The organism is Streptomyces roseolus (assembly GCF_014649855.1).
In the GTDB taxonomy this organism is placed as follows: Bacteria; Actinomycetota; Actinomycetes; order Streptomycetales; family Streptomycetaceae; genus Streptomyces; species Streptomyces roseolus.
On the sequence record NZ_BMTV01000021.1, the window covers coordinates 26214 to 51662 of the forward strand.

27 protein-coding genes are annotated in these 25449 nt (G+C 72.8%); 16 read left to right on the forward strand and 11 right to left on the reverse strand.

Annotated features, from left to right (window positions below; genetic code table 11):
- Positions 1 to 194 precede the first annotated feature (194 nt).
- From IE245_RS23760 to mshD, 4 genes are all read right to left on the reverse strand, one after another.
- Complete coding sequence (locus IE245_RS23760; protein ID WP_189950902.1) at positions 195 to 1178, reverse strand: ABC-2 membrane transporter-related protein; 984 nt, start codon at positions 1176 to 1178, stop codon at positions 195 to 197.
- Entirely contained in the window at positions 1175 to 2017 is an 843-nt protein-coding gene (locus IE245_RS23765) for an ATP-binding cassette domain-containing protein (RefSeq protein ID WP_189950904.1), read from the reverse strand. The genes IE245_RS23760 and IE245_RS23765 overlap by 4 nt, the downstream gene beginning before the upstream one ends.
- Positions 2014 to 2406, reverse strand: a complete 393-nt coding sequence (locus IE245_RS23770; protein WP_189950905.1) for a GntR family transcriptional regulator — start codon at positions 2404 to 2406, stop codon at positions 2014 to 2016. The genes IE245_RS23765 and IE245_RS23770 overlap by 4 nt, the downstream gene beginning before the upstream one ends.
- A gap of 89 nt (positions 2407 to 2495) precedes the next feature.
- Positions 2496 to 3425: a mycothiol synthase gene (gene mshD, locus IE245_RS23775; RefSeq protein WP_189950907.1), complete on the reverse strand. Its 930-nt coding sequence runs from the start codon at positions 3423 to 3425 to the stop codon at positions 2496 to 2498.
- A 314-nt stretch (positions 3426 to 3739) separates the two neighbouring features.
- Between mshD and IE245_RS23780 the strand changes: the two genes are divergently transcribed.
- The 5 genes from IE245_RS23780 (at position 3740) to IE245_RS23800 (ending at position 9554) form a co-directional block, all read left to right on the forward strand.
- Entirely contained in the window at positions 3740 to 5572 is a 1833-nt protein-coding gene (locus IE245_RS23780; RefSeq protein WP_189950909.1) for a bifunctional metallophosphatase/5'-nucleotidase, read from the forward strand.
- Between the two features lie 214 nt (positions 5573 to 5786).
- On the forward strand, positions 5787 to 7412 hold the full coding sequence (locus tag IE245_RS23785; protein ID WP_229851468.1) for a vanadium-dependent haloperoxidase: 1626 nt from the start codon (positions 5787 to 5789) through the stop codon (positions 7410 to 7412).
- 29 nt (positions 7413 to 7441) lie between these two features.
- On the forward strand, positions 7442 to 7924 hold the full coding sequence (locus tag IE245_RS23790) for a hypothetical protein (RefSeq protein WP_189950911.1): 483 nt from the start codon (positions 7442 to 7444) through the stop codon (positions 7922 to 7924).
- Between the two features lie 134 nt (positions 7925 to 8058).
- Positions 8059 to 8928 (forward strand): phosphatidylinositol-specific phospholipase C, encoded by an 870-nt coding sequence (locus IE245_RS23795; RefSeq protein ID WP_189950913.1) that lies wholly within the window; start codon positions 8059 to 8061, stop codon positions 8926 to 8928.
- Between the two features lie 53 nt (positions 8929 to 8981).
- Positions 8982 to 9554: a mycothiol transferase gene (locus IE245_RS23800; RefSeq protein WP_229851469.1), complete on the forward strand. Its 573-nt coding sequence runs from the start codon at positions 8982 to 8984 to the stop codon at positions 9552 to 9554.
- Between the two features lie 14 nt (positions 9555 to 9568).
- Here the strand turns inward: IE245_RS23800 and IE245_RS23805 are convergent, their stop codons facing one another.
- From IE245_RS23805 to IE245_RS23825, 5 genes are all read right to left on the reverse strand, one after another.
- Positions 9569 to 10975, reverse strand: coding sequence for a sensor histidine kinase (locus IE245_RS23805; RefSeq protein WP_189950915.1), 1407 nt, complete (start codon positions 10973 to 10975; stop codon positions 9569 to 9571).
- Positions 10972 to 11703 carry a response regulator transcription factor gene (locus IE245_RS23810; RefSeq protein ID WP_189950917.1) on the reverse strand — a complete coding sequence of 244 codons (732 nt, stop codon included), beginning with the start codon at positions 11701 to 11703 and terminating at the stop codon, positions 10972 to 10974. Before IE245_RS23810 ends, IE245_RS23805 begins: the two co-directional genes overlap by 4 nt.
- A gap of 35 nt (positions 11704 to 11738) precedes the next feature.
- The gene (locus IE245_RS23815) at positions 11739 to 12866 is read right to left on the reverse strand and encodes a S1C family serine protease (RefSeq protein WP_189950919.1); all 1128 of its coding nucleotides are present in this window, start codon (positions 12864 to 12866) and stop codon (positions 11739 to 11741) included.
- Positions 12867 to 12977: 111 nt separating this feature from the next.
- On the reverse strand, positions 12978 to 14000 hold the full coding sequence (locus tag IE245_RS23820) for a LacI family DNA-binding transcriptional regulator (protein WP_189950921.1): 1023 nt from the start codon (positions 13998 to 14000) through the stop codon (positions 12978 to 12980).
- A 72-nt stretch (positions 14001 to 14072) separates the two neighbouring features.
- Entirely contained in the window at positions 14073 to 14927 is an 855-nt protein-coding gene (locus IE245_RS23825) for a response regulator transcription factor (protein ID WP_189950923.1), read from the reverse strand.
- Positions 14928 to 15160: 233 nt separating this feature from the next.
- On the opposite strand from IE245_RS23825, the gene IE245_RS23830 reads away from it, so the two are divergent.
- The 8 genes from IE245_RS23830 to IE245_RS23865 all read left to right on the forward strand — a co-directional run bounded on the left by IE245_RS23830 (position 15161) and on the right by IE245_RS23865 (position 22168).
- Positions 15161 to 15979, forward strand: a complete 819-nt coding sequence (locus tag IE245_RS23830; RefSeq protein WP_189950925.1) for an alpha/beta hydrolase — start codon at positions 15161 to 15163, stop codon at positions 15977 to 15979.
- Positions 15980 to 16024: 45 nt separating this feature from the next.
- Complete coding sequence (locus IE245_RS23835) at positions 16025 to 16279, forward strand: MoaD/ThiS family protein (RefSeq protein ID WP_169087723.1); 255 nt, start codon at positions 16025 to 16027, stop codon at positions 16277 to 16279.
- Positions 16280 to 16289: 10 nt separating this feature from the next.
- A complete protein-coding gene (locus IE245_RS23840) occupies positions 16290 to 17504 on the forward strand; it encodes a hypothetical protein (protein WP_189950927.1) in 1215 nt (404 codons plus the stop codon).
- A gap of 126 nt (positions 17505 to 17630) precedes the next feature.
- Complete coding sequence (locus tag IE245_RS23845) at positions 17631 to 18317, forward strand: LmeA family phospholipid-binding protein (RefSeq protein ID WP_189950929.1); 687 nt, start codon at positions 17631 to 17633, stop codon at positions 18315 to 18317.
- A gap of 541 nt (positions 18318 to 18858) precedes the next feature.
- Entirely contained in the window at positions 18859 to 19704 is an 846-nt protein-coding gene (locus IE245_RS23850; protein ID WP_189950931.1) for a sulfurtransferase, read from the forward strand.
- Positions 19705 to 19751: 47 nt separating this feature from the next.
- The gene (locus IE245_RS23855; RefSeq protein ID WP_030495528.1) at positions 19752 to 20042 is read left to right on the forward strand and encodes a DUF1416 domain-containing protein; all 291 of its coding nucleotides are present in this window, start codon (positions 19752 to 19754) and stop codon (positions 20040 to 20042) included.
- 210 nt (positions 20043 to 20252) lie between these two features.
- On the forward strand, positions 20253 to 21941 hold the full coding sequence (locus IE245_RS23860; protein WP_189950933.1) for a transposase: 1689 nt from the start codon (positions 20253 to 20255) through the stop codon (positions 21939 to 21941).
- Entirely contained in the window at positions 21905 to 22168 is a 264-nt protein-coding gene (locus IE245_RS23865; protein WP_189950935.1) for a DUF3099 domain-containing protein, read from the forward strand. The genes IE245_RS23860 and IE245_RS23865 overlap by 37 nt, the downstream gene beginning before the upstream one ends.
- An 18-nt stretch (positions 22169 to 22186) precedes the next feature.
- Here the strand turns inward: IE245_RS23865 and IE245_RS23870 are convergent, their stop codons facing one another.
- Positions 22187 to 22549, reverse strand: coding sequence for a DsrE family protein (locus IE245_RS23870; RefSeq protein WP_189950937.1), 363 nt, complete (start codon positions 22547 to 22549; stop codon positions 22187 to 22189).
- Between the two features lie 290 nt (positions 22550 to 22839).
- Here IE245_RS23870 and IE245_RS23875 point away from each other — a divergent pair, with 290 nt between their 5' ends.
- The 3 genes from IE245_RS23875 to ygfZ are packed head-to-tail and all read left to right on the forward strand — an operon-like array spanning position 22840 to position 24889.
- Positions 22840 to 23412: a heme-binding beta-barrel domain-containing protein gene (locus IE245_RS23875; protein ID WP_189950939.1), complete on the forward strand. Its 573-nt coding sequence runs from the start codon at positions 22840 to 22842 to the stop codon at positions 23410 to 23412.
- A 50-nt stretch (positions 23413 to 23462) separates the two neighbouring features.
- The gene (locus IE245_RS23880; protein WP_189950941.1) at positions 23463 to 23900 is read left to right on the forward strand and encodes a Fur family transcriptional regulator; all 438 of its coding nucleotides are present in this window, start codon (positions 23463 to 23465) and stop codon (positions 23898 to 23900) included.
- Positions 23901 to 23923: 23 nt separating this feature from the next.
- Positions 23924 to 24889, forward strand: coding sequence for a CAF17-like 4Fe-4S cluster assembly/insertion protein YgfZ (gene ygfZ, locus IE245_RS23885; RefSeq protein WP_189950943.1), 966 nt, complete (start codon positions 23924 to 23926; stop codon positions 24887 to 24889).
- A gap of 4 nt (positions 24890 to 24893) precedes the next feature.
- Here ygfZ and dtd read toward each other — a convergent pair whose 3' ends face one another.
- On the reverse strand, positions 24894 to 25319 hold the full coding sequence (dtd, locus tag IE245_RS23890; RefSeq protein WP_189950945.1) for a D-aminoacyl-tRNA deacylase: 426 nt from the start codon (positions 25317 to 25319) through the stop codon (positions 24894 to 24896).
- Positions 25320 to 25449: the final 130 nt, after the last annotated feature.

Consider the following 25449-nt stretch of genomic DNA (forward strand, 5'->3'; position numbering starts at 1 on the left):
AGCGGGCCGTGGGGGAGGGCAGTCTCCCCTTGGGGAGTCTTCCCGGGGAGGGAGCCCCGCCAGGAGTGATCACGGATCGCTTCATTGCGTGAGCGTCGCAAGCGCGTCTGAATGGCGGGTGACGACGACATGTCGTGCGGGAATCGGGGGCGGGGCCTGTGCCGGGCCCCGCCCCCGGGACTCGCCCGTACGGGTTACGAGTGCCGGGCGCGGAGCAGCCGGAAGGCGGCGAAGGCCGCGAGGGCGGCGAGCGCGAGGACGATGCCGGTCTCGATGAGCTGGGTGGGCCAGTAGTGCGAGGAGGGGTGATAGTCGATGAACTGGGTGGTGACGTCGTGCTCGGCCTGGCACTGGGCCTCGACCTTGCCCCACAGGCCTTCCTGGGTGTCGGTGCCGGGGGTCCGGTTCGCCCGGTCCCAGCAGATCGTCTGGTCGAAGCGGGCGCCGGAGGAGGTGAGCAGGCCGACGTCCATGTACATGTGCTCGACCGGCAGGTCGAGGGAGGAGCCGAGGGGGCCGGTGAGCCTTTCCGTCGGAAGGATGGACCAGCGGTACGCGTTGAAGGCGAGGACCAGCAGGCCCGTGACCAGCCCCGCGGCGGACATGGCGAGGAGCGTGCGGCGGACGAGCTGGCCGACGAGGGCGCCGACGGCGACGGCGGCGAGGGCGTAGGCGAAGACGGTGATGCCGGCCGCCGCGTAGGGGCCGGGGTGGGACCAGTGGTAGTCCCATCCCGCCCGCACCCCCAGCCGGCCGAACCAGAAGATGCCCGCCACGGCGAGCGCGGCGAGGACCGCGACGCCGGTGGCGACCGTGAGCTTGGAGCGGAGCCAGTCGGCCGGGCTCATCGACTGGGTGAGGGAGAGCTGGTACGTCCCCGACTCGTACTCGCGCGCCACCATCGGACCCGCGACGAGGGCGGCCACGGCGAGCGGCAGTACGGCGGCGGCAACGCCGACGTACTCCAGGAACCAGCGGAGCGTCAGGTACCCGTCGTTGTCGGGGGAAGCGGCCCAGACCCCGTCCTTCATGGGGGCCACCGGATGCTGCGCGGCCCAGATCCGCAGCCCCGCGACCACGGCCAGCGCCAGCACCGCCAGCGCGCCCGCCAGCCACAGCGTCCGCCGGTACTGGCGGACCGTCACCCAGGCGGGGCCCTTGAGGGCGAGGGTGCTCATGCGGGGGCTCCTTCGGGGTTGCGGAGGTGGGCGAGGAGGAGTTCCTCCAGGGACGGTTCGCTGGTCTCCCAGGGGCCTTCGACGGGGCCCTCCCGCCGGACGAGGGCGGTGAGCTGACGGCCCGTCGTGCGCGCGTCGACCACCCGGTGCGGGGCCAGGTCGGCGACCGGGCCGCGCAGCAGCGCGTGGGCGGCGAGCAGGTCGTCGACGGCGCCGTCGAGGCGGACGCGGCCCCCGGCGAGCAGCATCAGGTGGTCGCAGGCGCCCTCCAGCTCGGTGAGGATGTGGGAGGACATGACGACCGTGGTGCCGCGCTCGGCGGCGTCGGCCATCAGCAGGCCCATGAGCTGGTGGCGGGCGAGCGGGTCGAGGTCGGCCATCGGCTCGTCCAGGAGGAGGAGTTCCGCGCGCTTGCCGAGGGCGAGCGCGAGGGCGACGCGGGTGCGCTGGCCGCCGGACAGGTGGTGGACGAGGGTGTCGGAGGAGAAGCCGCCGCCCTCGACGACCCGGAGCGCGGCGGCGTCGTCCCAGCGGCCGGGGTTGAGCTCGCGGCCCATGCGGAGGGTGTCGGCGACGGTCAGCCGGGGGTGCAGCGGCTTGGCCTGGGCCACGTAGGCCAGGTCCTCGCGGGCGGGGGCGGTGAGCGTGCCCTCGGTGGGGCGCAGCAGGCCGGCGGCGAGGGCGAGGAGGGTGGACTTGCCGGCGCCGTTGGGGCCGACGAGCGCGCAGATCCGCCCGGCGGGGAGCGCGAAGTCGCAGGCGCGCAGGGCCCAGCCGCCCCTCCGTCCGCCGTACTTCTTGCCCAGGAGCTCGGCTCCCAAGGCGGTGGTCGTACTCACTTTTCGTCGTCCCCCTCGAAGTGCTGTGCCAGTACGGCGGTGAAGAGCGCGGCCACGTCCTCGCGGTCCATGCCCTCGGCGCGTGCCCGGCGGGCCCAGGCGTCGAGCTCGCCCCGGAGGGGGGAGCCGGCGGGGGCGGCGGTGCCGAGCGTGGCGCGGACGAAGGTGCCGAGGCCGCGGCGGGCCTCGACGAGTCCTTCGCGTTCGAGTTCGCGGTAGGCCTTGAGGACCGTGTTCGGGTTGATGGCCGTCGCCTCGACGACCTCGCGTGCGGTGGGCAGTCGGTCGCCCGGCTCCAGGAGGCCCATGCGGAGGGCCTGTTTCGTCTGCTGGACGATCTGGAGGTAGGTGGCGACGCCGCTGCGCCGGTCGATGCGGTACTCGACCACGTCCCTTACACCACCCTTTCACTAATCAAGTAGTGAAAGAGTGGTGTAAGGGAGGGGGCGGTGTCAACCGCCCCCTGGGAATTGCCGGTTCAGGACTCCGAGCGGTACATCAGGTCCACCTCGTGGGTCCGGAAGCCGAGCCCCTCGTAGACCCGCACGGCCGCGGAGTTGTCGGCGTCCACGTACAGCATCGCCGTGGGCAGCCCCTGCGCCGCCAGGTGCCGCAGGCCCGTCGCGGTGAGCGCCTTGCCGAGGCCGCCGCCCTGCGCCCCCGGCAGGATCCCGACCACGTACACCTCGCCGAGCCGCTCCTCGGCGTGGACCTTCGTCCAGTGGAAGCCGACCAGCTCCCCGTCCTTCTCGGCGAGGAAGAAGCCCTTCGGGTCGAACCACGGCTCCGCGATCCGGTCGTCCAGGTCCCGCCGGGTCAGCGAGCCCTGCTCCGGGTGGTGGGCGAAGGCGGCGGCGTTGACCGCGAGCCAGGCCGCGTCGTCCTGCCCGGGGACGAAGGTGCGGATCGTGACGCCCTCGGGGAGGACCGGCTCGGGGACGTCCAGCGGCGCCAGCGGGCGGCGCAGCTGGCGCAGTTCGCGGAAGAGGGTGAGGCCGAGGACCTGGGCGAGGTGGCGCGCGGACGGCTTGCCGCCGTGCGCCCAGACCCGCACCCGCTTGCCGGTGGCGGCGAGCAGGGCGGTGCCGAGGGCGCGTCCGTGGCCGCGGCCGCGCTGGTCGGGGTGGACGAGCAGTTCGGCGGCCGGCGCCTCGACGGGGTCGGTCTCCTCCAGCTGGGCGTAGCCGTAGAGGCGGGGCCCGACGGTGAGGAGGAAGTGCCGCACCCCCTCGCGCCGCCCGTGCCGGAGGTAGAGCCGCCCCTGTTCGGACACCGCGTGCACGCCGTCGGCGCCGTCCGCGGCCGCGAGCAGGTCCATGACCTCCTGGACCTGCTCGGCGGTGAGCTCGTCGTACGTCTGGATCTGCCGCCCCGGTTCGAGGGCGGGCGCCGTGTCGGAGGAAGTCATGCCCCTGAGCCTACGGCGGGCCCGCGCCGGTGCGGGGGAGACCGACCGGAGGCCGTCGGCCGGCCGGCCGACGGCCCGTCGGCGGAGGCGGCCGTCAGCCCGGCCGGGCGTCAGCCGACGGGCCGCCGGGTTCTCGGGAAGTGCCCTTCGGGCGTCCGCCCGCGGCCGCCGGGTGCACCTTGGAGGTCTCCCGGGGGTCGCGAGGTGAGCAAAATCAACCGGCTCGTAACCCCCTCCCCCTGTTGCGCTACGCGCGTTGACCCTAGGCTGCGCCCGAACCGAGACTTCCCTTTACCTGCACCACAGGGGGGCGCATGCCTACCACTTCTCAGCACCCGCACCACAGACGCCGGAAGCACCGGCTTCTCGCGGCCGCCACCGGCCTCGTCACCGTGGGCGCACTCGCCGCGGCGATGCCGGGCACCGCGAGCGCCGGCGAGAACGGCCGCCCGGGCAAGCAGGAGGGCCGCTACGCGGACATCCAGCTGCTGTCCTTCAACGACTTCCACGGCAATCTGGAGCCCCCCAGGAGCTCTTCGGGGCGGCTCACGGAGCTCCAGCCCGACGGCAGCGTCAAGACCATCGAGGGCGTCGGCGGCGTCGAATACCTGGCCGGCTCCCTGCGTACCGCTCGACAGGGGCACCCGTACTCGATCACGGCCGCCGCCGGTGACCTGATCGGCGGCAGCCCCCTCGTGTCCGCGCTCTTCCACGACGAGCCCACGATCGAGGCGATGAACGCGCTCGACCTGGACGTCACCGGCGTCGGCAACCACGAGTTCGACGAGGGCGCCGCCGAGCTCAAGCGGCTGCAGGACGGGGGCTGCCACCCGAAGGACGGCTGCTATGAGGAGGGCCGGACCTTCGAGGGCGCGCAGTTCCCGTACCTGGCCGCGAACGTCGTCGACGAGAAGACCGGCAAGCCGATGCTCGACCCCACCTTCGTGTGGGAGAAGGACGGCATCAAGGTCGGCTTCATCGGCGTGACCCTGGAGGGCACGGCGGACATCGTCACCGCCGACGGCGTCAAGGGGCTGAAGTTCCTCGACGAGACCGAGACGATCAACAAGTACGCGCGTCAGCTGCAGAAGCGGGGCGTGAAGTCGATCGTCGCGCTCATCCACGAGGGCGGCGCCCCGGCGTCCGAGGCGTACAACTACGGCTGTGACGGAAACGGCCCCGGCAGCGGCATCTCCGGCCCCATCGTCGACATCGCCAAGGGCGTCGACGCCAAGGTCGACGCGCTGGTCACCGGCCACACCCACGCCGCGTACGCGTGCACCATCCCGGACCCGGAGGGCAAGCCGCGCACGGTGACCTCCGCCGCGTCCTTCGGCCGCCTCTACACGGACACCACGCTCACCTACGACCGGCGCACCCGCGACATCGTCCGCACGTCGGTGACGTCGGCGAACCACGTCGTCGTCCGGGAGAACCCGGCCTCCGACATGACCGACCTGATCGCCCGCTACAGGGCGCTGTCCGCCCCGATCGGGAACCGCCCCATCGGCTGGATCGCCTCCGACGCCGCCAAGCCCGCGACGACGGACGACTCCCCGCTCGGCAACCTGGTCGCGGACGCCCAGCTCGCGCACGCCAAGACCCTCGACCCGGGCGCCGACCTGGCGCTGATGAACCCGGGCGGGGTGCGGGAGAGCCTGGTGCACGCGTCCTCCGAGGCCGGAGAGGGCGACGGCGTCGTCACCTACGGCGAGGCGTTCGGCGTGCAGCCGTTCTCCAACACGGTGCAGCTGCTCGACCTGACCGGCGCGCAGTTGCTCACGGTCCTCCAGCAGCAGGTCACCGGTCCGAAGAACGAGGGGGCGCCGAAGGTGCTGCAGCCCTCGTCGGGCCTCCGCTACACCCTGGACCTCACCAGGACCGGCGCGGACCGCGTCGTCGCCGACTCGGTGCGGCTGAACGGCGCTCCGCTGGACCCGGCCGCGACCTACCGGGTCGCCGTCAACTCCTTCCTCGCCGAGGGCGGAGACGGCTTCGGCGAACTGGCGAAGGGGACGAACAAGGTGGTCGGCGCGGACGACCTGGCGGCCTTCGAGGGGTACCTGCGGGCCAACTCCTCGGCGGACGCCCCGCTGCAGGTGCCGGCGGCGGACCGCATCGACGTGGTGTACCCGCCGAAGCAGTAACCGGCGTCGGTGGCGCAGCCCCGGGGCCCCGCCCGGCCATGGCGGCCGGGCGGGGCCCCGGGCGCGTCGGGGGACGGTCGAACTTCTCTTGACGCAGGCCTTGCCGGCGAACGTTTCCGGCCGGAACCGTCCCCTCGGCCGGACGCTGCTCCTATGCTGCACGTGATCTTGTCGGTACGCGATCAATTTTCGTGATCTCTGGAGGGGCAAGAACGTGAGACAACCCGTCAGACGCTCCATCACCGTCGGCCTGACCCTGCTCCTGGCGTCCGCGGGCCTGTCGGCGCCCGCACAGGCCAGTTCGACCACCGGCGACCGCGTCCTCTACTGGAACCAGGCGCTGCTCGACGCCTACGTGACCACGGGCGGCTCACCGGGACCCCTGTCCCGTGCCGGGGCCATGATGCACCTGGCCATGTACGACGCCGCCAACGCCAGCCGTTGTTACAGTTCCGGCGGCTTCAAGCCGGAGAACTGCTTCGGGGCGCTCTACACCCCCGGCATCAGCGTGAAGGCCGGCGTCGCTCCCGACGTGAACGCGGCCCTGGACCACGCCGCCTACAACGTCCTCGAATCCGCTTTCCCCGCCCTCGACTTCACCCCCTATCTCACGGCGGCCCGCTCCGGTGAGCCGGTCGACGCCACCACCGCGGAGGGTCAGAGCGTCGGCCAGAAGGCCGCCGCCGCGATGATCGCCCGCCGCACCGGCGACGGCTCCACTGACGCCACGCCGTACACCCCGGGCACCGCACCCGGCCAGTGGCGGCCGACGGGCTCCGGCGCCGCGGCGGATCCGAACTGGGGCAAGGTCAAGAAGTTCGTCGACTACGGCAACTACCCGTGGACGTACTACAAGACCACGGCGGCCGACCTGCGTCCGCAGGCACCGGGCGGGATCGCGACCATGCCCGAGCTGCTGAAGAGCCCCGCCTACGCGGCCCAGTTCAAGGAGGTCGCGGAGCTCGGCGCTGCCAACAGCACGACGCGGACCGCGGAACAGACCGAGATCGCCTGGTTCTGGGCCAACGACCTGAACGGCACCTACAAGCCTCCGGGCCAGCTCTTCGAGCACACCCGGATCGTCTCCGCGCAGCGCGGACTCGACCAGACCGCCAACGTCCAGCTCTTCGCGCTGGTCGCGGGCGCGATGGCGGACGCGGGGATCTCCGCCTGGGACCAGAAGTACCAGACCGCGATCGACCTGTGGCGGCCCGAGAGCGCCGTCCGGCTGGCCGACTCGGACGGCAACCCGGACACCGCGCAGGACAGCTCCTGGCAGCCGCTCTCGGCCGACACCGCCGGGAACCACTTCAGCCCGCCGTTCCCCGCCTACGTCTCCGGACACGCGACCTTCGGCGGAGCGTGGGCCGAGTCGATGGAGCAGTTCTTCGGAACGGACGCGATCTCCTTCACCGGCACCACCGACGATCCGCACGCGGTCGGGGTCACCCGCACTTTCCCCAGCTTCAGCGCGGCGGCCACCGAGAACGCCCGGAGCCGTGTCTACCTCGGCGTCCACTACCAGTGGGACGGCGATCTGGGCGTCGCGACGGGCCGGAAGGCCGCGAGCCAGGTCCTCAGGAACGGATACGGCTGGACGAGCGCCAGTGACATGAATCCCAGGTACTACAGCCCGACTCTCTCCACCGTGGGCAAGGAATGGCTGATCAAGTACATCGGCGCCACGAGCGCCGGGCACATGTACGGCGGCGCCAGCGAGAACTGGTACTGGTGTGACGAGTACGGGGCGGATATGTCCTACCACCAGCTGCTCTGGAACTCGTACGCCTGCGCGAACGGCTACGACGGCCAGTCGCACATCTACTACGTCCCGCGCTAGTACCGGACACTGGAAAGGATGCTCTTCCCGTGAACAGAAAGCATCTCCGTCGCACCGGCGCGGTCGCCGGCGCGATCGCCGCGCTCGTCGCCGCCTCCGTCGCGGTCGCCGGTACGAACGCGACGGCGTCGCAGCCCGAACCCAGCGTCCCGGGGACCCTCCGGGTCTTCGCCGGCCCGTACGAGCAGGCGCAGTTCTGCGAGAACGGCCCGACGCCGGCGATCTCCGGCGCGAACGGCGGCGCGCTCGCCGCCTCGGCGACCGCGTTCGGCAAGGACGCCGGCAAGAACAGGAGCTACCACGCCCTGAAGGCGACCTTCGAGGTCGCGAAGCCGGACGAGGCCGCGCTCCTCACCAAGACCGAGAAGATCTGGCCGAACGGCATGGTCTTCAATCTCGCTGTCGGCGCGGGCCGGCTGAAGCCGGGCGACTACCGGTTCCGCCTGCGGACTGTCGGCGGCAACGCGACCTCAGCCTGGACCCCGTGGTGCGCGTTCACCGTCACGCGGTGACGGCGGCGCCGTAGCCCGGGGCGAAGGGTGAAGGGGGCCGTCCCCGCGCCGGACCGGCGCGGGGACGGCCCCCTCTTCCCGTGTCCGGCGGCACCCTGGCGTTTATTGACGCGGACCTGTCATTATCCCGTCCCATGGAGCGACGACGCTTTCTCGCCGGGGCCCTCGGGGCCGGAGCCGTACTGCTCGCCGGAGCCCCCGCGGCGCGGGCCGCGACCACCTCGGCCCTGGACACGCGCGCGTGGATGGCGGCACACGCGGACGGGACCGCGCTCGCGCGGCTCACCATCCCCGGCACGCACGACTCCGGGGCCCGCTTCGGCGGCCCCTGGGCCGCATGCCAGAACACCACCGTCGCCCAGCAGCTCGACAGCGGCGTGCGCTTCCTCGACGTGCGCTGCCGGGTCACCGGCGGGTCCTTCGCCATCCACCACGGCGCCTCGTACCAGAACATGATGTTCGGCGACGTCCTCGTCGCCTGCCGCGACTTCCTCGCCGCCCACCCCTCCGAGACCGTCCTCATGCGCGTCAAGCAGGAGTACTCCGAGGAGTCCGACGCCACCTTCCGGGCCGTCTTCGACGACTACCTCGACCGGCGCGGCTGGCGCCCCCTCTTCCGGATCGGGGACGCGCCACCGCTCCTCGGCGAGGCGCGCGGCCGGGTCGTGCTGCTCGCCGACAACGGCGGCCTGCCCGGGCTGCGCTGGGCCGACCCCCGGTACTTCGCCGTCCAGGACGACTGGAACGCGCTGCCCGACGCCAAGTACCCCAAGATCCAGGAACACTTCCGCGCGGCCGTCGCCCGGCCCGGCCCGCTGTACGTGAACTTCGTCAGCACCTCCGCCTACCTGCCGCCGCGCTGGAACTCCGACCGGCTCAACCCCTGGGTCCACGGCTTCCTCGACGGCGCCGAACTGGCCGGCCGCACCGGCCTCGGCATCGTCCCCCTGGACTTCCCCGCGACCCGCACCGGACTGGTGGAGTCGCTGCTGCGGCACAACTGAACCCGGGCCCCGTCCGGTGGCGCCGTCCCCTCCGCCCGTACGACGATGCCCGCATGGAGAGCAGCGACAGCGACACGGACGTACGGCGGTGGACCGCCGCCACCGTCCACACCGACATGTGGGCCGACCCCGGCGAGGACCCGCGCGAGGGCGGCGCCGCCGTGGGCGACGAGCGCGGGGCCCTCCTCGACGCCCTGCGCCACTTCCGGCTCACCCTGGAGCTGAAGTGCGAGGGACTGGACGCCGAGCAGCTCGCCCGCCGGTCCGTGCCGCCCTCCACCATGTCCCTGCTCGGCCTGATCCGGCACATGGCCGAGGACGAACGCCACTTCCGGCGCCTCGCCGGCGAGGAGTCGCCCCGGATCTACCGCACCCCGGACGACCGCGAGGCCGACTGGACCGGAGCGGTCGCCGACCCGGACGTCGTCGCCGAGGCACGGAGGCGCTGGAAGGAGGAGGCGGCGGCCACCGACGCGTACCTCGCCGCCGCCCCCGACCTCGGCGCCCGGACCCCCGGCGGCGGGCAGCTGCGCGAGCTCCTCACCATGCAGATCACCGAGTACGCCCGCCACTGCGGCCACGCCGACCTCCTCCGCGAGCGCGTCGACGGGCGCGTCGGCCAGTAGGCGTCACCGGGCGGTCACGCCGCGACCTCCGGCGGGGGCGTCGGCGCGCCCGGGAGGCGGAGGGTCGCCACCGTGCCGCCGCCCTCCGCCGGGGAGAGGGACACCGAGCCGCCCGCCCGCTTCACCGTGTGGGCGACGATCGAGAGGCCCAGGCCCGAGCCCGGGAGGCTGCGGGCCGACGGGGAGCGCCAGAAGCGGTCGAAGACGTGCGGGAGTTCGTCGGCGGCGATGCCGGGCCCGTGGTCGCGGACGGTCAGTTCGCCGCGCATCAGGGTCACCTCGACCGTGCCGCGCGGCGGCGAGAACTTCACGGCGTTGTCGAGGACGTTGACCAGGGCCCGTTCCAGGGCGGCCGGTTCGGCGCGTACGTACCAGGGCGCCAGGTCCGTCGTGAAGGTCAGCTCCGGGCCGCGCAGCCGCGCCCGGTCGAGCGCCGAGCGCAGCACGGTGTGGAGGGGGACCACCTCCAGGGGGCCGGGCCGGACCGCGTCCGGGCGGGCCAGTTCCTGGAGGTCGCCGATGAGCGCGGCCAGTTCCGTCATCTGGGCCTTCACCGAGGCCATCAGGGCCCGGCGGTCCTCCGGGGGGATCGCCCGGCCGGTCTCCTCGCTGCGGACCAGGAGCTCGACGTTGGTGCGCAGGGAGGTGAGGGGGGTCCGCAGCTCGTGACCCGCGTCGGCGATCAGCCGGGCCTGCCGGTCCCGTGAGCTGGCGAGCGCCGCCGTCATCTGGTTGAAGGCGCGCGACAGGCGGGCGATCTCGTCCTCGCCGTCGGCCGGGATCCGTACCGTCAGGTCCTCCGTCGTCGCCACGTGCTCCACCGCCCCGGTCAGCCGGTTCACCGGCTCCAGGCCGGTCCGCGCCACCCACAGGCCGGCCGCGCCCGCGCCGACGACGCCGATGCCGGAGACCAGGAGCAGGACCCAGCCCAGGGTGGAGAGCGAGTTGTCGATCTCGGCGAGCGGGCGGGCCACGGAGACGGCGAGGCCGGGCGGGACCGGCTGCGGGTAGGTGTAGACGCGCATCTCCCGCCCGTCGGCGTCCTTCACCGTGTGCAGGACGTACGCGAGCGTGCCCCGGGCCACCGCGAGGTCACCCTCGCCGGCCGGGAGCGCCGCCTTGCCGGAGGTGCAGACGCCGCCGGCCGAGTCGATGATCTGCACGGTGTACGAACCGGCCGCCGGCGGAGGGGTTTCGCCCTGTCGGCAGAGGGTGAGGAGGCTGCGGACGGCGTTCGCGTCCAGCCGGGTGTTCCGCAGCGCGGAGTCCATCTCGCCCTCCAGCTGCGCCCGGGTGACGAACCAGCAGGCCGCGGAGACGGCGGCGACGGCCACGGCCACGGCGAAGGCGGTGAGCAGCGCGAGGCGCGAGCGCAGCGGCCGGGACCGGAACCAGGCCAGGGGGGTACGAGGTCGGATCACTCGGTGCCGCCTCCGCCGCGGAGCACGTATCCGACGCCGCGCACGGTGTGGACGAGGCGGGGCTCGCCGCCCGCCTCCGTCTTGCGCCGCAGGTACATCACGTACACGTCCAGGGAGTTGGAGCTGGGTTCGAAGTCGAAGCCCCAGACGGCCTTGAGGATCTGCTCGCGGGTGAGGACCTGGCGGGGGTGGGCCAGGAACATCTCCAGGAGGGTGTACTCGGTGCGGGTGAGCTCGACGGGCCGGCCGGCGCGGGTGACCTCGCGGGTCGCCAGGTCCATCCGCAGGTCCTCGAAGGACAGGACGTCCTCGGGTTCGCCGGGGGGCGCGGCCGGGACGGCGTAGGAGCTGCGGCGCAGCAGGGCGCGGATGCGGGCGAAGAGCTCGTCGAGCTCGAAGGGCTTCACGAGGTAGTCGTCGGCGCCGGCGTCGAGGCCGGTGACGCGGTCGCCGACGGTGTCGCGGGCGGTCAGCATGAGGATCGGCACGGTCGAGCCGGCGGCCCGGATCCGGCGGGCCGCCGTCAGCCCGTCCATGCGGGGCATCTGCACGTCGAGGACGACGAGGTCGGGGGCGTACGACTCCATGGCGGCGAGCGCGTCGGCCCCGTCGACGGCCTCCCGCGTCGAGTACCCCTCGAAGGCGAGGGAGCGGCGCAGGGCCTCCCGCACGGCGGGTTCGTCGTCGACGATGAGGATGCGTTCGGAGTCGTTCGGCTGCCCGGTCATGGTGTCAGCGTGCCACGCGTCCCGGGCCGGTGTGCTCAGCTCGTGCCCCCGGAGCGGAGGGCGTCGAGGTCCGCCTTCAGGGTGTTCACCGGGATGGCGAATCCGAGGCCGACGCTGCCGGCGGTGGAACCGCTCGAAGAACTGGGCGAATACATGGCCGAATTGATCCCGATGATCTCTCCGTTCATATTGATCAGCGCGCCGCCGGAATTCCCGGGGTTGAGGGAGGCGTCGGTCTGGATCGCCTTGTAGGTGGTCTTCGAGGAGCCGGTGTCGCCGTTGAACTGCTGTCCGCCGAACTCGAACGGCCAGCCCTGCCGCGGGTCCCACTGCCGCTGTCCGTCCTGACCCCCGGAGCCGCCGTCGTCCTTGGCGACGGTGACGTCGCGGTCGAGGGCGGAGACGATGCCGCTGGTGACGGTGCCGGTGAGGCCCTCGGGGGAGCCGATCGCGACGACCTCGTCGCCGACCCTCACCCGGGAGGAGTCGCCGAGGGCGGCGGCCTCGAGGCCGGAGGCGTCCTTGAGCTTGACGAGCGCGAGGTCCTTGTCGGGGTCCGTGCCGACGACCTCGGCCTCGTACGTCTTGCCGTCGCTGGTCCGCACGGTGAGCTCGGAGGCTCCGGAGATGACGTGGTTGTTGGTGACGATCTCGCCGTCCGCGGTGATGATCACGCCGGAGCCGGTCGACGCGCCGGAGGCGGAGGCCGCGGAGATCTCCACGATGGAGGGGGAGACGGCCGCGGCGACCCCGGCGACCGTGCCGGTGCTGTCCGCGGAGACGTTGGTGCCGCTCACCGCGGAGGAGGCGGCGACGGGCGCGTCCTGGGCGGTGAGCTGCTGGACGAGGGTGGCGGTGCCGCCGCCGACGGCCGCGGCCGCGATCGCCACGGCCGCCATCAGGCCGACCCCGCGCCTGGCCCGCCGTCGGGCGCCCGGCGCCGGCGCGGCGGGGAGGGGCGCGGTCGGCGGCGGAGCGGGGTACCCGCCATGGCCGCCGCCGTGCCCGGCGTCACCGGACCCGTACCCGGACGCGTGCCCGTACCCCGACCCGTTCCCGGACGGCCACACCGTGGTGCCCGGCTCGGTGGTGATCGGCCGCGTCGGCTCGTACGGCGGGCGCGGCGGGTGGTGCGGCTGCTGGGGCTGCGTGTGGTCCGTCATGGCAACGACTCTCCGCCCGGGAGATGAGAGCCGTCTGAGGACCGGCTGAGAAGCCCGACAGAACCCTGTATGCCCGAAATAAAGGCGTGAGGGGGCGGTTGCCCGCCGGGATCAGCGGCAGCCGCAGGAGCGGCGGACCACCAGGGCCGACGGGAACTGCTTGACGCGCTCGCGGCGGGAGCCGTTGACGCGGACGGAGTCGTCGAGGACCAGGTCGACCGCGGCGCGGGCCATGGCCGGGCGGTCGGAGAAGACGGTGGTCAGCGGCGGGTCGGTGAGCGCCGCCTCCTTCACGTCGTCGAAGCCCGCCACCGCCAGCTCGGTCGGCACGTCGATGCGCAGCTCGCGGGCGGCGCGCAGCACGCCGAAGGCCTGGTCGTCGGTGGAGCAGAAGATGGCCGGCGGACGGTCCGGGCCCGCGAGGAGCTTCAGGGCCACCTGATAGGCGTCGTAGCGGTTGTACGGGGCCTCGAACAGCCGGCCCTCGGTCTCGCGGCCGGCCTCCCGCATGGCGCGCCGCCAGCCCTCGACGTGGTCGGCGACCGGGTCGCCGACGGCCGGGGTGTTGGGGACGCCGCCGAGGCACGCCACGTACGGGTGGCCGTGCTCCAGGAGGTGCCGGGTGGCCAGCTGCGCGCCGCCGATGTCGTCGGTGACGACGGCGACGTCGTCGATCGCCTCGGGCCGCTCGTGCAGCAGCACCACGCGCGCGTCCCAGGCCTCGATCTCGCTCGCGGCCTGCTCGCTCATGCCCTGGCTGACGAGGATCAGCCCGGAGACCCGCATGCCGAGGAAGGCCCGCAGGTAGTGGATCTCGCGCTCGGTGCGGTAGTCGGAGTTGCCGACCAGGACCATCTTCCCGCGCTCGGCGGCGGCCTGCTCGACCGCGTGCGCCATCTCCGCGAAGAAGGGCTGGCGCGCGTCCGGGACGATCATGCCTATGAGGTCGGTGCGGCGGGACGCCATCGCCTGGGCCACCCGGTCGGGCCGGTAGCCCAGCTCCTTGATGGCGGCGAGGACACGCTCGCGCGTGGCCGGGGCGACCGGCCGGGGTCCGTTGTTGATGACGTAACTCACGACCGCGGTCGAAGTACCCGCCAGTCGCGCTACGTCATCCCGCGTCACCTTGGCCACGCGCGGAAGTCTACGCGGGGTGACCTACCTACCGGCAGGTCGCGTTGTGGCGTACGCCACGTTACCGTCCCCCTAACGAGTGGTGTCGGCCGTGGCGCCCTTGACTCCGGACCCCGCGCGAGCCCCCGCACGCCCCCCGGTGCGGGCCTCTTCCCGGGTGTCCTGCCCCGCTTCCGCCCGCTTCGTCCCGCCGGACTCGCGGCCCGCCGACCCCTTCGCCTCCTTGGCGCGCGCCTCCTCGGCGGCCCGCTCCACCTTCTCCGGCGTCACGAAGCGGTATCCCACGTTGCGGACCGTGCCGATCAGCGACTCGTGCTCCGGGCCCAGCTTCGCCCGCAGCCGCCGCACGTGGACGTCGACCGTGCGGGTGCCGCCGAAGTAGTCGTACCCCCACACCTCCTGGAGCAGCTGCGCCCGCGTGAACACCCGGCCCGGGTGCTGCGCCAGGTACTTCAGCAGCTCGAACTCCTTGAAGGTGAGGTCCAGGACCCGGCCCTTCAGCTTCGCGCTGTACGTGGCCTCGTCCACCGACAGGTCGCCGTTGCGGATCTCCATCGGGGAGTCGTCCGCGACGATCTGCTGGCGGCCGAGCGCGAGCCGCAGCCGCGCCTCGACCTCGGCCGGTCCCGCCGTGTCGAGCAGCACGTCGTCGATGCCCCAGTCGGCCGTGACCGCCGCCAGACCGCCCTCCGTGACCACCAGGACCAGCGGACAGCCGGGGCCGGTGGAGCGCAGCAGCTGGCAGAGCGAACGGACCTGCGGCAGATCGCGCCGTCCGTCGACGAGGATCACGTCGGCACCGGGGGTGTCCACCAGCGCCGGGCCCTCCGCGGGGGCCACCCGCACGTTGTGCAGCAGCAGGCCGAGGGCGGGCAGCACCTCGGTCGACGGCTGGAGGGCGTTCGTGAGGAGCAGCAGAGAACTCATCGGGCCTCTCCCCCTGCCAGGGTCGGCCGGCTCGTCGGTCGGTCGTGCTTCGTACGCTCGTCCATGACGTCGGTTCCTCCTCGGTCCCTGCGAGGACATCTGCGGTACTGCGGTCTCACATGCTGCTCCCGCGCCCCGAGAGCTTTTGTTCATCCGTCCGTAACAACGGCCGGAAAACGCAAAAGGACCCGGTGGCGACATCGCCCGGATCCCTGCCCAGGAGAATAGCCCACATGAGTTCCGAGGCAGAGGGCCGATTTCACATGATGGATGTTTCCTCGCTCACTTCCGGACCTCGCCGCGCCATGCTGAGGACGGACGACGGCGTCCGGATCGAGGCGGTTCACGAACCCTTCCCCGCCAGTGTGGCCGACACCGCCGTCGTCGTCGCGCACGGCTTCACCGGCGCCGTCGACCGCCCCGCCGTCCGGCGCGCCGCCCGGGTCCTCGGCCGGCACGCGGCCGCCGTCGTCACCTTCTCCTTCCGCGGCCACGGCCGGTCCGGCGGCCTCTCCACCCTCGGCGACCGCGAGGTCCTCGACCTCGCCGCCGCCGTCCGCTGGGCCCGTGAGCTGGGGCACGCGCGCGTGGCGACCGTCGGCTTCTCCATGGGCGGCTCCGTCGTCCTCCGGCAGGCCGCCCTCGACCGCTCCGACCCCGCCGGGCCCGACGCGGTCGCCGCCGTCTCCGCCCCCGCCCGCTGGTACTACCGGGGCACGGCCCCGATGCGCCGCCTCCACTGGATGGTCACCCGCCCCGTCGGCCGGCTCGTCGGCCGGTACGGGCTCCGCACCCGCGTCGACGCCCGCCCCTGGGACCCCGAACCGCTCCCGCCCTTCCGGGCCGTCCCCCTGATCGCCCCCGCGCCGCTGCTCCTCGTCCACGGCGACCGCGACCCCTACTTCCCGCTCGACCACCCGCGGATGCTCGCCGCGGCCGCCCCCGAAGGCGCCCCGGTCGAACTGTGGCTGGAGCGGGGCATGGGCCACGCCGAGAACGCGGCCGGCGAGGAGCTCCTCGACCGGCTCGGCGCCTGGCTCGTCCGCCGATAGCCCATCATGGGGAGCGGCGCGCACACGAACGAAGGGAGCGCCGCTATGGCAGCGGGAACCATCCGCTACTGGGCCGCGGCCAAGGCCGCCGCCGGGGTCGCCGAGGAGCCGTACACCGCCGAGACCCTCGCCGAGGCCCTGGACGCCGCCCGCGCGGACCACCCGGGCGAGCTCGTCCGGGTCCTCCAGCGGTGCTCGTTCCTCGTCGACGGCGATCCGGTCGGCACCCGGAGCCATGAGACGGTACGGCTTGCCGAGGGCGGCACGGTCGAGGTGCTCCCCCCGTTCGCAGGAGGGTGAACCCCACAGCATGAGCAATGACCAGCGGTACGGCGGCGCGCCGCACGACCCGAACGCGTACGACCCCTCGATCACCCAGACCTGGGAGGGCCAGACCTGGGACACCGCGTACCAGCCGGCGGTCCGCCCCGAGGACGCGGCGCACGGCCATCCGGGCACGCAGGCGCAGCAGCCGTACGGGCACCCGCAGGAGTCCTACGGCGGGCAGGAGAGCCACGGCGGGCAGGCGTACGCCCCGTACGCGCAGCCGGAACCGTACGGCCGGCCGGAACCGTACGCGCAGCCGGAACAGCAGTACGCGTCGCAGCAGTACGCGCAGCCCGAGCCCTACGCGCAGCCGTACGGCCGGCCGGAGCCGTACGCGCAGCCCGAGCCCTACGCGCAGCCCGCGCCCGCCCCGGTACCCGCCCCCGTCGACGAGGCGGCGGCGCCCGCGTACTCCTCGCCCACCACCTCCGGGAACACCCGGATCACCGACGCGCAGCGCGCCCGCGCCGAGGGCCGGTCGCCGATCATCGAGCCCGGGATGCGGCCCGCCGCGCTGACCGCCGTCCTCGGACTGCTGCTCGCCGGCGGCGCCGCGCTCGGCACCTACGGGCTCCTGCTGCCGCTGGTCGCGCTCCAGGCACTGACCGCCGCCGGCTGGTTCCGGCTCAACGGCATGTGGCCGGCCCGGCAGGGCATCGCGCTCGCCTTCCTCGGCGGAGCCGTCGCCGACGCCGCCCTCCTCGCCACGGGCCGCGAGCACGCCGCCCCCGCCCTCCTCGGCACCCTCGGCGTCTGGGTGCTGCTCTGCCTCGTCCTCCAGCTGCGCAGCCACGCCGAACCCGACGAGCGGATGTACGGCCTCATGGCCACCGTCACCTCGGCGGCGCTGACCGTCCTCGCCGCCGGGCACCTCGGCGCCGAGCCGGCCGCGGTCACCGCCGGCGCGGTCGCGGTCGGCGCGACCGTCCTGGCCCGCGCGCTCCCGCTGCCCGGCCCGGTCTCGCTCGTCGTCTCGCTCCTCGCCGGCGCCGGCGCGGGCATCGCCGCCGGCACCCTGAACGGCATGGGCGCCTCCGGGGCGCTCCTCGGCCTCGCCGCCGGCGTCTGCGCCCTCGTCGGCCTGCGGGTGGCCAGCTACGACTACCCGTCGCGCTTCGTGCACATGACCGCCGGGGTGGCCCTGCCGCTGACGGCCGCCGCGCCCGCCGTGTACCTTCTCGGCCGCGCCCTGGTCTGACCGACGCACGGCCCGCCCGGGGCGCCCGGGAACCGTCCGGCCCCCCGACACGTCGATCTTCGTGTCGGGGGGCCGGCACGCATCACCGGCACACTGACGAACTGGCGACGGGGGAAGAGACAAGCCATGCGAGCACTGCGGATCCTGCTGGTCGTGGCCGTCGTGCTGGGCGGAATCCTGCTGGGCACCGACCGGCTCGCCGCCACCTGGGCCGAGTCGGAGGTCGCCGGGCGCGCCTCGCTCGCCGGCGGCGGGACCGAGTCGGTCGAGGTCGACATCAAGGGCTTCCCCTTCCTCACCCAGGCCGCCGACAAGCGCTTCGGCGAGGTCGAGGTGGTCGCGCGGGGCGTCCGCACCCAGGCCGGCGGCAAGCCCGTCCGGATCGGCGAGCTCACCGTCGACCTGCGGGACGTGACGGTCACCGGCGACTGGAGCGGCTACCGCGCCGGCGAGGCGACCGGCACCGCGCTCATCTCCTACGCGGACCTGGTCGAGGCCTCGGAGCGGGCCACGGCCATGGAGTACGGCGGCCCCGGCAAGGTGAAGGTGACGGGCAGCGTCGAGGTCCTGGGCCGCAAGGTCACCCGTACCGTCGTCTCCTCCGTCACGCTGGTGGGCGGCGACACCATCAAGGTCCGCGCCGACGAGGTGCCCGGCGGCGGCATCCCGCTCCTGGAGGACCTGGTCCGCGAGCGCACCGACTTCGAGCGCCCGATCGGCCGCGTCGCCGGCATGCGGGTCACGAAGGTGGAACCGCGCCCCGAGGGGCTCGCGGTGACGGTGCACGGCCGGGACGTCGCGATCGCGGGCTGATCCGCGGGCGTCGCGACGAAGGACCGGAGGGCCGCCGGAAGCCGAGGGCGGCCCGGAAGCCGGCGGCAGGCCCCGGAAGACCGGCGGTGGGCCGCCGAAAGGGCCCGCCGCGGCCCGTCCTCCACATACTGAGACGCCCGGGTCCGATCCGTAGAAGCACGGGCCCGGGCGCCGGTCCACCGCCCCTCGGGACCCCCTCGCGACCCCCCTCCCATCTCACTCTCCGGATGATCGCGTCTCACGATACGACACGCCGGTGACACGGTCGCCTGTCCGTCCCTACGATCGACGGCATGAAGCGACAGGCGGAACTCACGAAGCGGCGGGCAGTAGACCTGTGCCGCATCGCCGCCATGCTCTGTCGCTCCGTCTGAGCGGGACGCGCTCCGCGCCCGTATTCCCCACGGTCCGCCGACCCCCGAGGTCGAGGCCGCACCGCGCAGCACGACGCCGTCGGGCGCAACCCCACCCGACGCGCACCCGCACATGCAGCACCACCCCCGCACCACACCGCCGCACACTGCCCCGGAGGAGAACAGACATGGCTCGCAGCGACGTACTGGTCGACGCGGACTGGGTCGAGGCCAACCTCGACAACCCGGCCGTCGCGATCGTCGAGGTCGACGAGGACACCGCCGCCTACGACAAGAACCACATCCGCAACGCCATCCGGATCGACTGGACCAAGGACCTCCAGGACCCGGTCCGCCGTGACTTCATCGACCAGGAGGGCTTCGAGAAGCTCCTCTCGGCCAAGGGCATCGCCAACGACACCACGGTCGTCCTCTACGGCGGCAACAACAACTGGTTCGCCTCGTACGCCTACTGGTACTTCAAGCTGTACGGCCACCAGGACGTCAAGCTCCTCGACGGCGGCCGCAAGAAGTGGGAGCTCGACTCCCGCGACCTCGTCGACGGCTCCGAGGTCCCGAACCGCCCGGCCACCGAGTACAAGGCCCAGGCCCAGGACCTCTCCATCCGCGCCTTCCGCGACGACGTCGTGGCCGCCATCGGCACCCAGAACCTGGTCGACGTCCGCTCGCCCGACGAGTTCTCCGGCAAGCTGCTCGCCCCGGCCCACCTCCCGCAGGAGCAGTCGCAGCGCCCGGGCCACGTCCCGTCCGCCCGCAACATCCCCTGGTCGAAGAACGCCAACGACGACGGCACCTTCAAGTCCGACGAGGACCTGAAGGCCCTCTACGAGGCCGAGCAGGTCGACCTGGCGAAGGACACCGTCGCCTACTGCCGCATCGGCGAGCGTTCCGCCCTCACCTGGTTCGTCCTGCACGAGCTCCTCGAGGTCCCGAACGTCAAGAACTACGACGGCTCGTGGACCGAGTACGGCTCCCTCGTCGGCGTGCCGATCGAGCTCGGCGCCAACAAGTAGGACCGGGTCGCGCGACCTTCCCTCCCCTCTAGGACAGGACAGAGAACATGTGTGGAGCACCGATCGGCGGCCCCGACGTCAGCACCCTCAAGCCCGGTGAGACGGCCATCCAGGGCCAGGTGACCAAGGACGGCGAGCCCGTCACCGGTTACGTCCGCCTCCTGGACGCCTCCGGCGAGTTCACGGCCGAGGTCCCCACCTCCGCCACCGGCCAGTTCCGCTTCTACGCGGCCACCGGCGAGTGGACCCTCCGCGCCCTCGTCCCCGGCGCCCAGGCCGACCGCAAGGTCGTCGTCACCGAGACGGGCAGCCTGACGGACGTGGCCATCGCGGTCTGACCCGTCACACCACAGACGGCCGGAGGGCCGTGCCTCTCGGGGGTTGGACGCTGCCGAGCAACGAGGCACGGCCCTTCGTGCCGTTTCCTGTCCGGGGATTCGGCCGAGCGTGCGGCATCCGGGCTGAGAATGCTCTCTCTCCCGCGTGTGGTCACCCCGGCCGGGGCGCTGACCGTGCGGACGAGGCTGCGGTTGTCCGACCGTGACGCAGTGATCCTTCGTGAGCTCGCGGAGTGTCTTTCCCGGCTCGCTGCCCGCGATCTGGCCGAGCGGGTGGCCCTGGGCGATCGGCACACCGTCGCTGACTTCGCCCGTCGCAAACGCGAGCTGACGGCCCTCACGTCCTCCCGGTGGGCGGGCACGATCACTCGCGGTTCGAACGACCAATGGGAGCTGGCCCGACGGGCGCAGGCGGCCCACATCAAGCAGCTCGCCGCCGAGATCAAGGCGATCGAGCAGCGGCTCTCCACGCCGGTCGGCGGGCGCGACGAAGCCACACGCGCCAAGGGCTATCCGACGCGGCGCGTGCGGGCTGCCAAGCAGCAGCGCCTCCAGATCCTTCGGGCGCGAGCGGCCGAGGTCGCCGCTGACGCCTCGGCGGGGCGGGTGCACGTCGTACGCGGGAGCAAGGCTCTCCTGCGCGACCGCCTGCATCTGGACCGATCAGGGCGGTCGTTGGAGGAGTGGCGGGACCGCTGGTGGGAGGCGCGGAACCGGATCGAGGCCGACGGCGAGGCCGGGAAGACCTACGGGAACCAGTCCCTGAGGGTCGGACCGGACGGCGCCGTCGTGGTGAAGCTTCCACCGACGCTTGCCGAGCGACACCGGGAGCACTGCGACCGCTTCGGCCGTTACACCCTGGACGCCCGCTGTCGGTTCGCCTACCGGGCAGAGGAGTGGCGGGCGCAGGTCGAGGCGCACCGGGCGGTCGGCTACACCGTCCGGTTCGAGGGTGGCCGCTGTTATCTGGCCGCTTCGTTCACCCCGGCGGAAGCCCGTCCGCCGATGGGTTCGAACGACGAGTCGCCGATGGCGTCGGCGCTGTCCGGCGGGGTGCTGGGGATCGACCAGAACGTGGACCACCTTGCCGTCTGGCGTCTGGACGCGCACGGGAACCCGGTGGGGCGGCCGAGCCGGCTCGACGCCGTTCAGCACGGCACGGCGTCTCGTCGCGATGCGCGGGTGAGGCACCTGTGCAGCGAACTCATCAGGCTGGCCAGGAGGACCGGTGCGACAGCCCTGGTCGTCGAAGACCTGGCGTTCGGCGCCGGCCGGGAGCGTTGTGGATGGTCAGGACGGGCCGGGCGGCGTTTCCGTTCGTCTGTGGCAGGCATTCCGTACGGGCGTTTCCTGTCCCGGCTCGTGGTGATGGCCCATCGGGCCGACCTTGTGGTGATCGCGGTGGATCCCGCGTACACCACTCGGTGGGGCGCGCAGCACTGGCGGCGGAGTACGAGTACGACACGAGTGAAGACGTCCCGGCACGAGGCTTCGGCCATCGTGATCGGGAGGCGCGGCCAGGGGCTGGGCGCGCGGCGCAGGGCAGAGAAGGCCGTACCCCGCGGGAAGACGGAAGAGGCCGGGCGGTCGCGCGTCGATGCGCACTGCCGGGCCGGCACGGAGACCCATCGCCCGGCCGCGTACGACAGCGGTCCCGGTTCCCTTCGCGCGCAGAGGACCGCCGACGGTCCGGAGGACGGCGCACGGGATGCGCCCCGCCGACGGACGCCGACAGCGCTCCAGGCCGCCCAGCACCGTTCGGGGCAGCCCGCCGGGAACACGTCCGTTCCGGTGCCGAGGGACGGTTGGACGCCATCACCAGGGTCTGTCCGGGAGCAGGGGGCCGGTCGTAGGCTGGAGGGGTGTACGCACGGCGTCGGCGTGTCTACTTCTGGATGATGGGCGCCTGCCTGCTGCTCTTCGTGGGCGCCTGGGCCGTCGTGCGCCTGTTCTCCATGCCGGTGGCCATCGGGATGTGCGTGGTCGCCATGGTCATTCCGCCGGTCGCGGCGATGGTGGCGAACCGGCGGGGGCCGGAGGACCGGTGGTGGGACGATCCGTCCGGGGATCCGCAGTCGGACGAGTGGTGGGACGAGCTCGACGGCAGGAGGCGCCGGGACCGGTAGGGCCGGATCGGCCCCGGGTCAGTAGACGAGGGCCTGGGCGCCGTCGGCCGTCGCTTCCTGGACGAAGACCTGCGCGCCGGCGATGCGGACGCCCGGCAGGACGTCCTGCTCGGTGATCTCGCGGCGGGCCGCGCACTGGGTGCACAGGGTGATCCGGCCGGTCGCCAGGATCGAGTCGACGAGGTCCGGCAGCGGGGCGGCGTGCGGCAGTTCGAACTCGGCCGCCTTGCCCGGGAGGGCGAACCACGAGGACTCGCCGGTCAGCCACAGCGACACGTCGACGCCGCTGGCGACGGCGACGGCCGCCACGGTGAAGGCCTGGGAGCAGCGTTCCGGGGCGTCGGCCCCGGTGGTCACCTTGATCACGAGCTTCTTCGCCATGGACCGAACTGTAGTGCCGGGTCCGTCCCGGTGCTTGATCGCCGGGGAGACCCACCTCACCGCGTGGGCCGGGCCCCCGCCCACTAAGCTGGGATCCGGTCCGTTCCGCCTTCACCGCTCAGCCGAGGAGCACCCCGTGATCATTTTCTTCGAGACCCTGCTGGTCCTGGTCGCCGTCGGCGTGCTCGCCTTCACCGGTCTGGCCGTGAAGAAGCTGTACCAGGGTCAGCGCTGACCCCTCGGTCCCTCCCCTTTCACCCGGCCCCCTTCACAGATCGTCTGAGTCGCTCATGATCCAGATCCCGTCCGACCTCAACCCGGACCTCGTCCCGCTCGCGTTCCTCCTCGGGACCTGGGAGGGCGCCGGCGTGTCCGACTTCCCCGGCGCCGAGAAGTGCAACTTCGGCCAGTCCGTGACGTTCAGCCACGACGGCCGGGACTTCCTGGAGTACCACTCGCACTCCTGGGTGCTCGACGCGGAGGGCAACAAGGTCCGCCCGCTGGAGAGCGAGAGCGGCTTCTGGCGGATCGACAAGGACCGCAAGGTCGAGGTCGTGATGGTCCGCGACGACGGCGTCGTCGAGGTCTGGTACGGCGAGCTCGCCGACCAGAAGCCGCAGATCGACCTGGCGACGGACGCCGTGGCCCGCACCGCGGCCTCCGGCCCGTACTCCGGCGGCAAGCGCCTGTACGGCTACGTGAAGAGCGACCTCATGTGGGTCGGCGAGAAGGCGACCCCCGAGGTCCCGCTCCGTCCCTACATGTCCGCCCACCTGAAGAAGGTCGTCACGCCCGAGGAGGTCGCCGAGATGGCGCGCAACCTCCCCGACATGCCCGACGACGGCATCGCCTTCTTCAAGTAGGCCCCCGCGGGACCTCCGGCCGGCCGCCGCGCCCTCTTACACTGGGGGGCGTGGTGAGCACCGATTGGAAGAGCGATCTGCGGCAGCGCGGTTACCGGCTGACGCCGCAGCGGCAGCTTGTCCTGGAGGCGGTGGACGTGCTGGAGCACGCCACGCCGGACGACATCCTCGTCGAGGTGCGGAAGACCGCCTCCGGGGTGAACATCTCCACCGTGTACCGGACCCTGGAGCTCCTGGAGGAGCTCGGGCTGGTCAGCCACGCGCACCTGGGGCACGGGGCCCCGACGTACCACCTGGCGGACCGGCACCACCATCTGCACCTCGTGTGCCGGGACTGCTCGGAGGTCATCGAGGCGGACGTCGAGGTGGCCGCCGGGTTCACCGGGAAGCTGCGCGAGACCTTCGGTTTCGAGACCGACATGAAGCACTTCGCGATCTTCGGGCGGTGCGCGGACTGCGCGCGGAAGGCCGCCGCCGCGGAGTCCTGACGGTGGAGTCGTAGGCTTTTCCCATGAAGAGCCCTTTGCTGTCCCTGCCCGGCGCCGTTCCCGCCGAAGGCCGTGACGAAGGCGTCGCCGCGCACTACGGCGACCTGTTCCGTGAGCAGCGCTCCCTCGCCGACGGGGCGGGGTTCGTCGACCTCTCGCACCGGGGGGTCGTCACCGTCACCGGCGACGACCGGCTGAGCTGGCTGCACCTGCTGCTCACCCAGCACGTCAGCGAGCTTCCGGCCGGTCGGGCCACGGAGGCGCTGATCCTCTCCGCCAACGGGCACATCGAGCACGCCCTCTCCCTCGTCGACGACGGCGAGACGGTGTGGGCGCACGTCGAGCCGGGGACGCAGGGCGAGCTGATCGCCTACCTGGAGTCGATGAAGTTCTTCTACCGGGTCGAGGTCGCCGACCGGACGGACGGGTTCGCCGTCGTGCACCTGCCGGCCGGGTCCACCGCGGAGACGCCCGAGGGCGTCGTCGTGCGGGAGACGGCGTACGGGCGCGACCTGTTCCTGCCGCGCGCGGAGCTGGAGTCCTTCGCGGGGGCGCACGGGCCGGCCGCGGGCGTCCTCGCGTACGAGGCGCTGCGGGTGGAGGGGCACCGGCCGCGGCTCGGTTTCGAGACCGACCACCGGACGATCCCGCACGAGGTCGGGCTCATCGGCACGGCCGTGCACCTGCAGAAGGGCTGCTACCGGGGGCAGGAGACGGTCGCCCGGGTGCAGAACCTGGGGAAGCCGCCGCGCCGGCTCGTCTTCCTGCACCTGGACGGCAGCGAGGTGGCCCTGCCCGCGCACGGTACGCCGCTGCGGCTCGCGACCGACGGGCCGGACGGGCGTCAGCTCGGTTTCGTGACGACGGCCGTCCGCCACCACGAGCTGGGGCCGATCGCCCTGGCGCTGGTGAAGCGGAACGTGCCGGTGGACGCGCCGCTGGTGGCGGGGACGACGGCCGCCGCGCAGGAGACCGTCGTCGAGCCGTAGGGGTTCAGACCTCCAGCAGGACCGTGAACGGGCCGTGGTTCGTGAGGCTGACGCGCATGTCGGCTCCGAAGCGGCCCGTCTCCACGTGCGCGCCCAGCTTCCGCAGCTGGGCGACGACCTCGTCGACGAGGGGTTCGGCGACGGGGCCGGGGGCGGCGGCGTTCCAGGTGGGGCGGCGGCCCTTGCGGGCGTCGCCGTAGAGCGTGAACTGGGAGATCACCAGGAGCGGCGCGGCCACGTCGGAGCAGGACTTCTCGTCCTCCAGCACCCGGACGGACCAGAGCTTTCTCGCCAATCGGGCGGCCTGCTCGGGGGTGTCGTCGTGGGTGACCCCCACCAGGACGCACAGCCCCTCGCCGGTGATCTCGCCGACCGTCTCCCCTGCGACGACGACCTTCGCGCCGTCCACCCTCTGCACCACAGCTCGCATGGGTCCCAACCTACCGATCGGGGATTTCTGGGGGCCGAACGGGTGCAGAGCGCCTGCACGCGCGTGTGCGGGAGTGGCACCATGCGAGGAGGCGGTGCGGCTGCGCACCGGTCGAGGGGACGATTCTCAT

Excerpts from the sequence above, each read along its gene's own strand:
- IE245_RS23825 (WP_189950923.1), bottom strand. The coding sequence starts at position 14,927 with ATGAGTTCTCTGCTGCTCCTCACGAACGCCCTCCAGCCGTCGACCGAG.
- IE245_RS23815 (WP_189950919.1), bottom strand. The coding sequence starts at position 12,866 with ATGACGGACCACACGCAGCCCCAGCAGCCGCACCACCCGCCGCGCCCG.
- IE245_RS23870 (WP_189950937.1), bottom strand. The coding sequence starts at position 22,549 with ATGGCGAAGAAGCTCGTGATCAAGGTGACCACCGGGGCCGACGCCCCG.
- ygfZ (WP_189950943.1), top strand. The coding sequence starts at position 23,924 with ATGAAGAGCCCTTTGCTGTCCCTGCCCGGCGCCGTTCCCGCCGAAGGC.
- dtd (WP_189950945.1), bottom strand. The coding sequence starts at position 25,319 with ATGCGAGCTGTGGTGCAGAGGGTGGACGGCGCGAAGGTCGTCGTCGCA.
- IE245_RS23780 (WP_189950909.1), top strand. The coding sequence starts at position 3,740 with ATGCCTACCACTTCTCAGCACCCGCACCACAGACGCCGGAAGCACCGG.
- IE245_RS23850 (WP_189950931.1), top strand. The coding sequence starts at position 18,859 with ATGGCTCGCAGCGACGTACTGGTCGACGCGGACTGGGTCGAGGCCAAC.
- IE245_RS23810 (WP_189950917.1), bottom strand. The coding sequence starts at position 11,703 with ATGACCGGGCAGCCGAACGACTCCGAACGCATCCTCATCGTCGACGAC.
- IE245_RS23830 (WP_189950925.1), top strand. The coding sequence starts at position 15,161 with ATGAGTTCCGAGGCAGAGGGCCGATTTCACATGATGGATGTTTCCTCG.
- IE245_RS23800 (WP_229851469.1), top strand. The coding sequence starts at position 8,982 with ATGGAGAGCAGCGACAGCGACACGGACGTACGGCGGTGGACCGCCGCC.
- IE245_RS23875 (WP_189950939.1), top strand. The coding sequence starts at position 22,840 with ATGATCCAGATCCCGTCCGACCTCAACCCGGACCTCGTCCCGCTCGCG.
- IE245_RS23760 (WP_189950902.1), bottom strand. The coding sequence starts at position 1,178 with ATGAGCACCCTCGCCCTCAAGGGCCCCGCCTGGGTGACGGTCCGCCAG.
- mshD (WP_189950907.1), bottom strand. The coding sequence starts at position 3,425 with ATGACTTCCTCCGACACGGCGCCCGCCCTCGAACCGGGGCGGCAGATC.
- IE245_RS23835 (WP_169087723.1), top strand. The coding sequence starts at position 16,025 with ATGGCAGCGGGAACCATCCGCTACTGGGCCGCGGCCAAGGCCGCCGCC.
- IE245_RS23855 (WP_030495528.1), top strand. The coding sequence starts at position 19,752 with ATGTGTGGAGCACCGATCGGCGGCCCCGACGTCAGCACCCTCAAGCCC.
- IE245_RS23840 (WP_189950927.1), top strand. The coding sequence starts at position 16,290 with ATGAGCAATGACCAGCGGTACGGCGGCGCGCCGCACGACCCGAACGCG.
- IE245_RS23845 (WP_189950929.1), top strand. The coding sequence starts at position 17,631 with ATGCGAGCACTGCGGATCCTGCTGGTCGTGGCCGTCGTGCTGGGCGGA.
- IE245_RS23795 (WP_189950913.1), top strand. The coding sequence starts at position 8,059 with ATGGAGCGACGACGCTTTCTCGCCGGGGCCCTCGGGGCCGGAGCCGTA.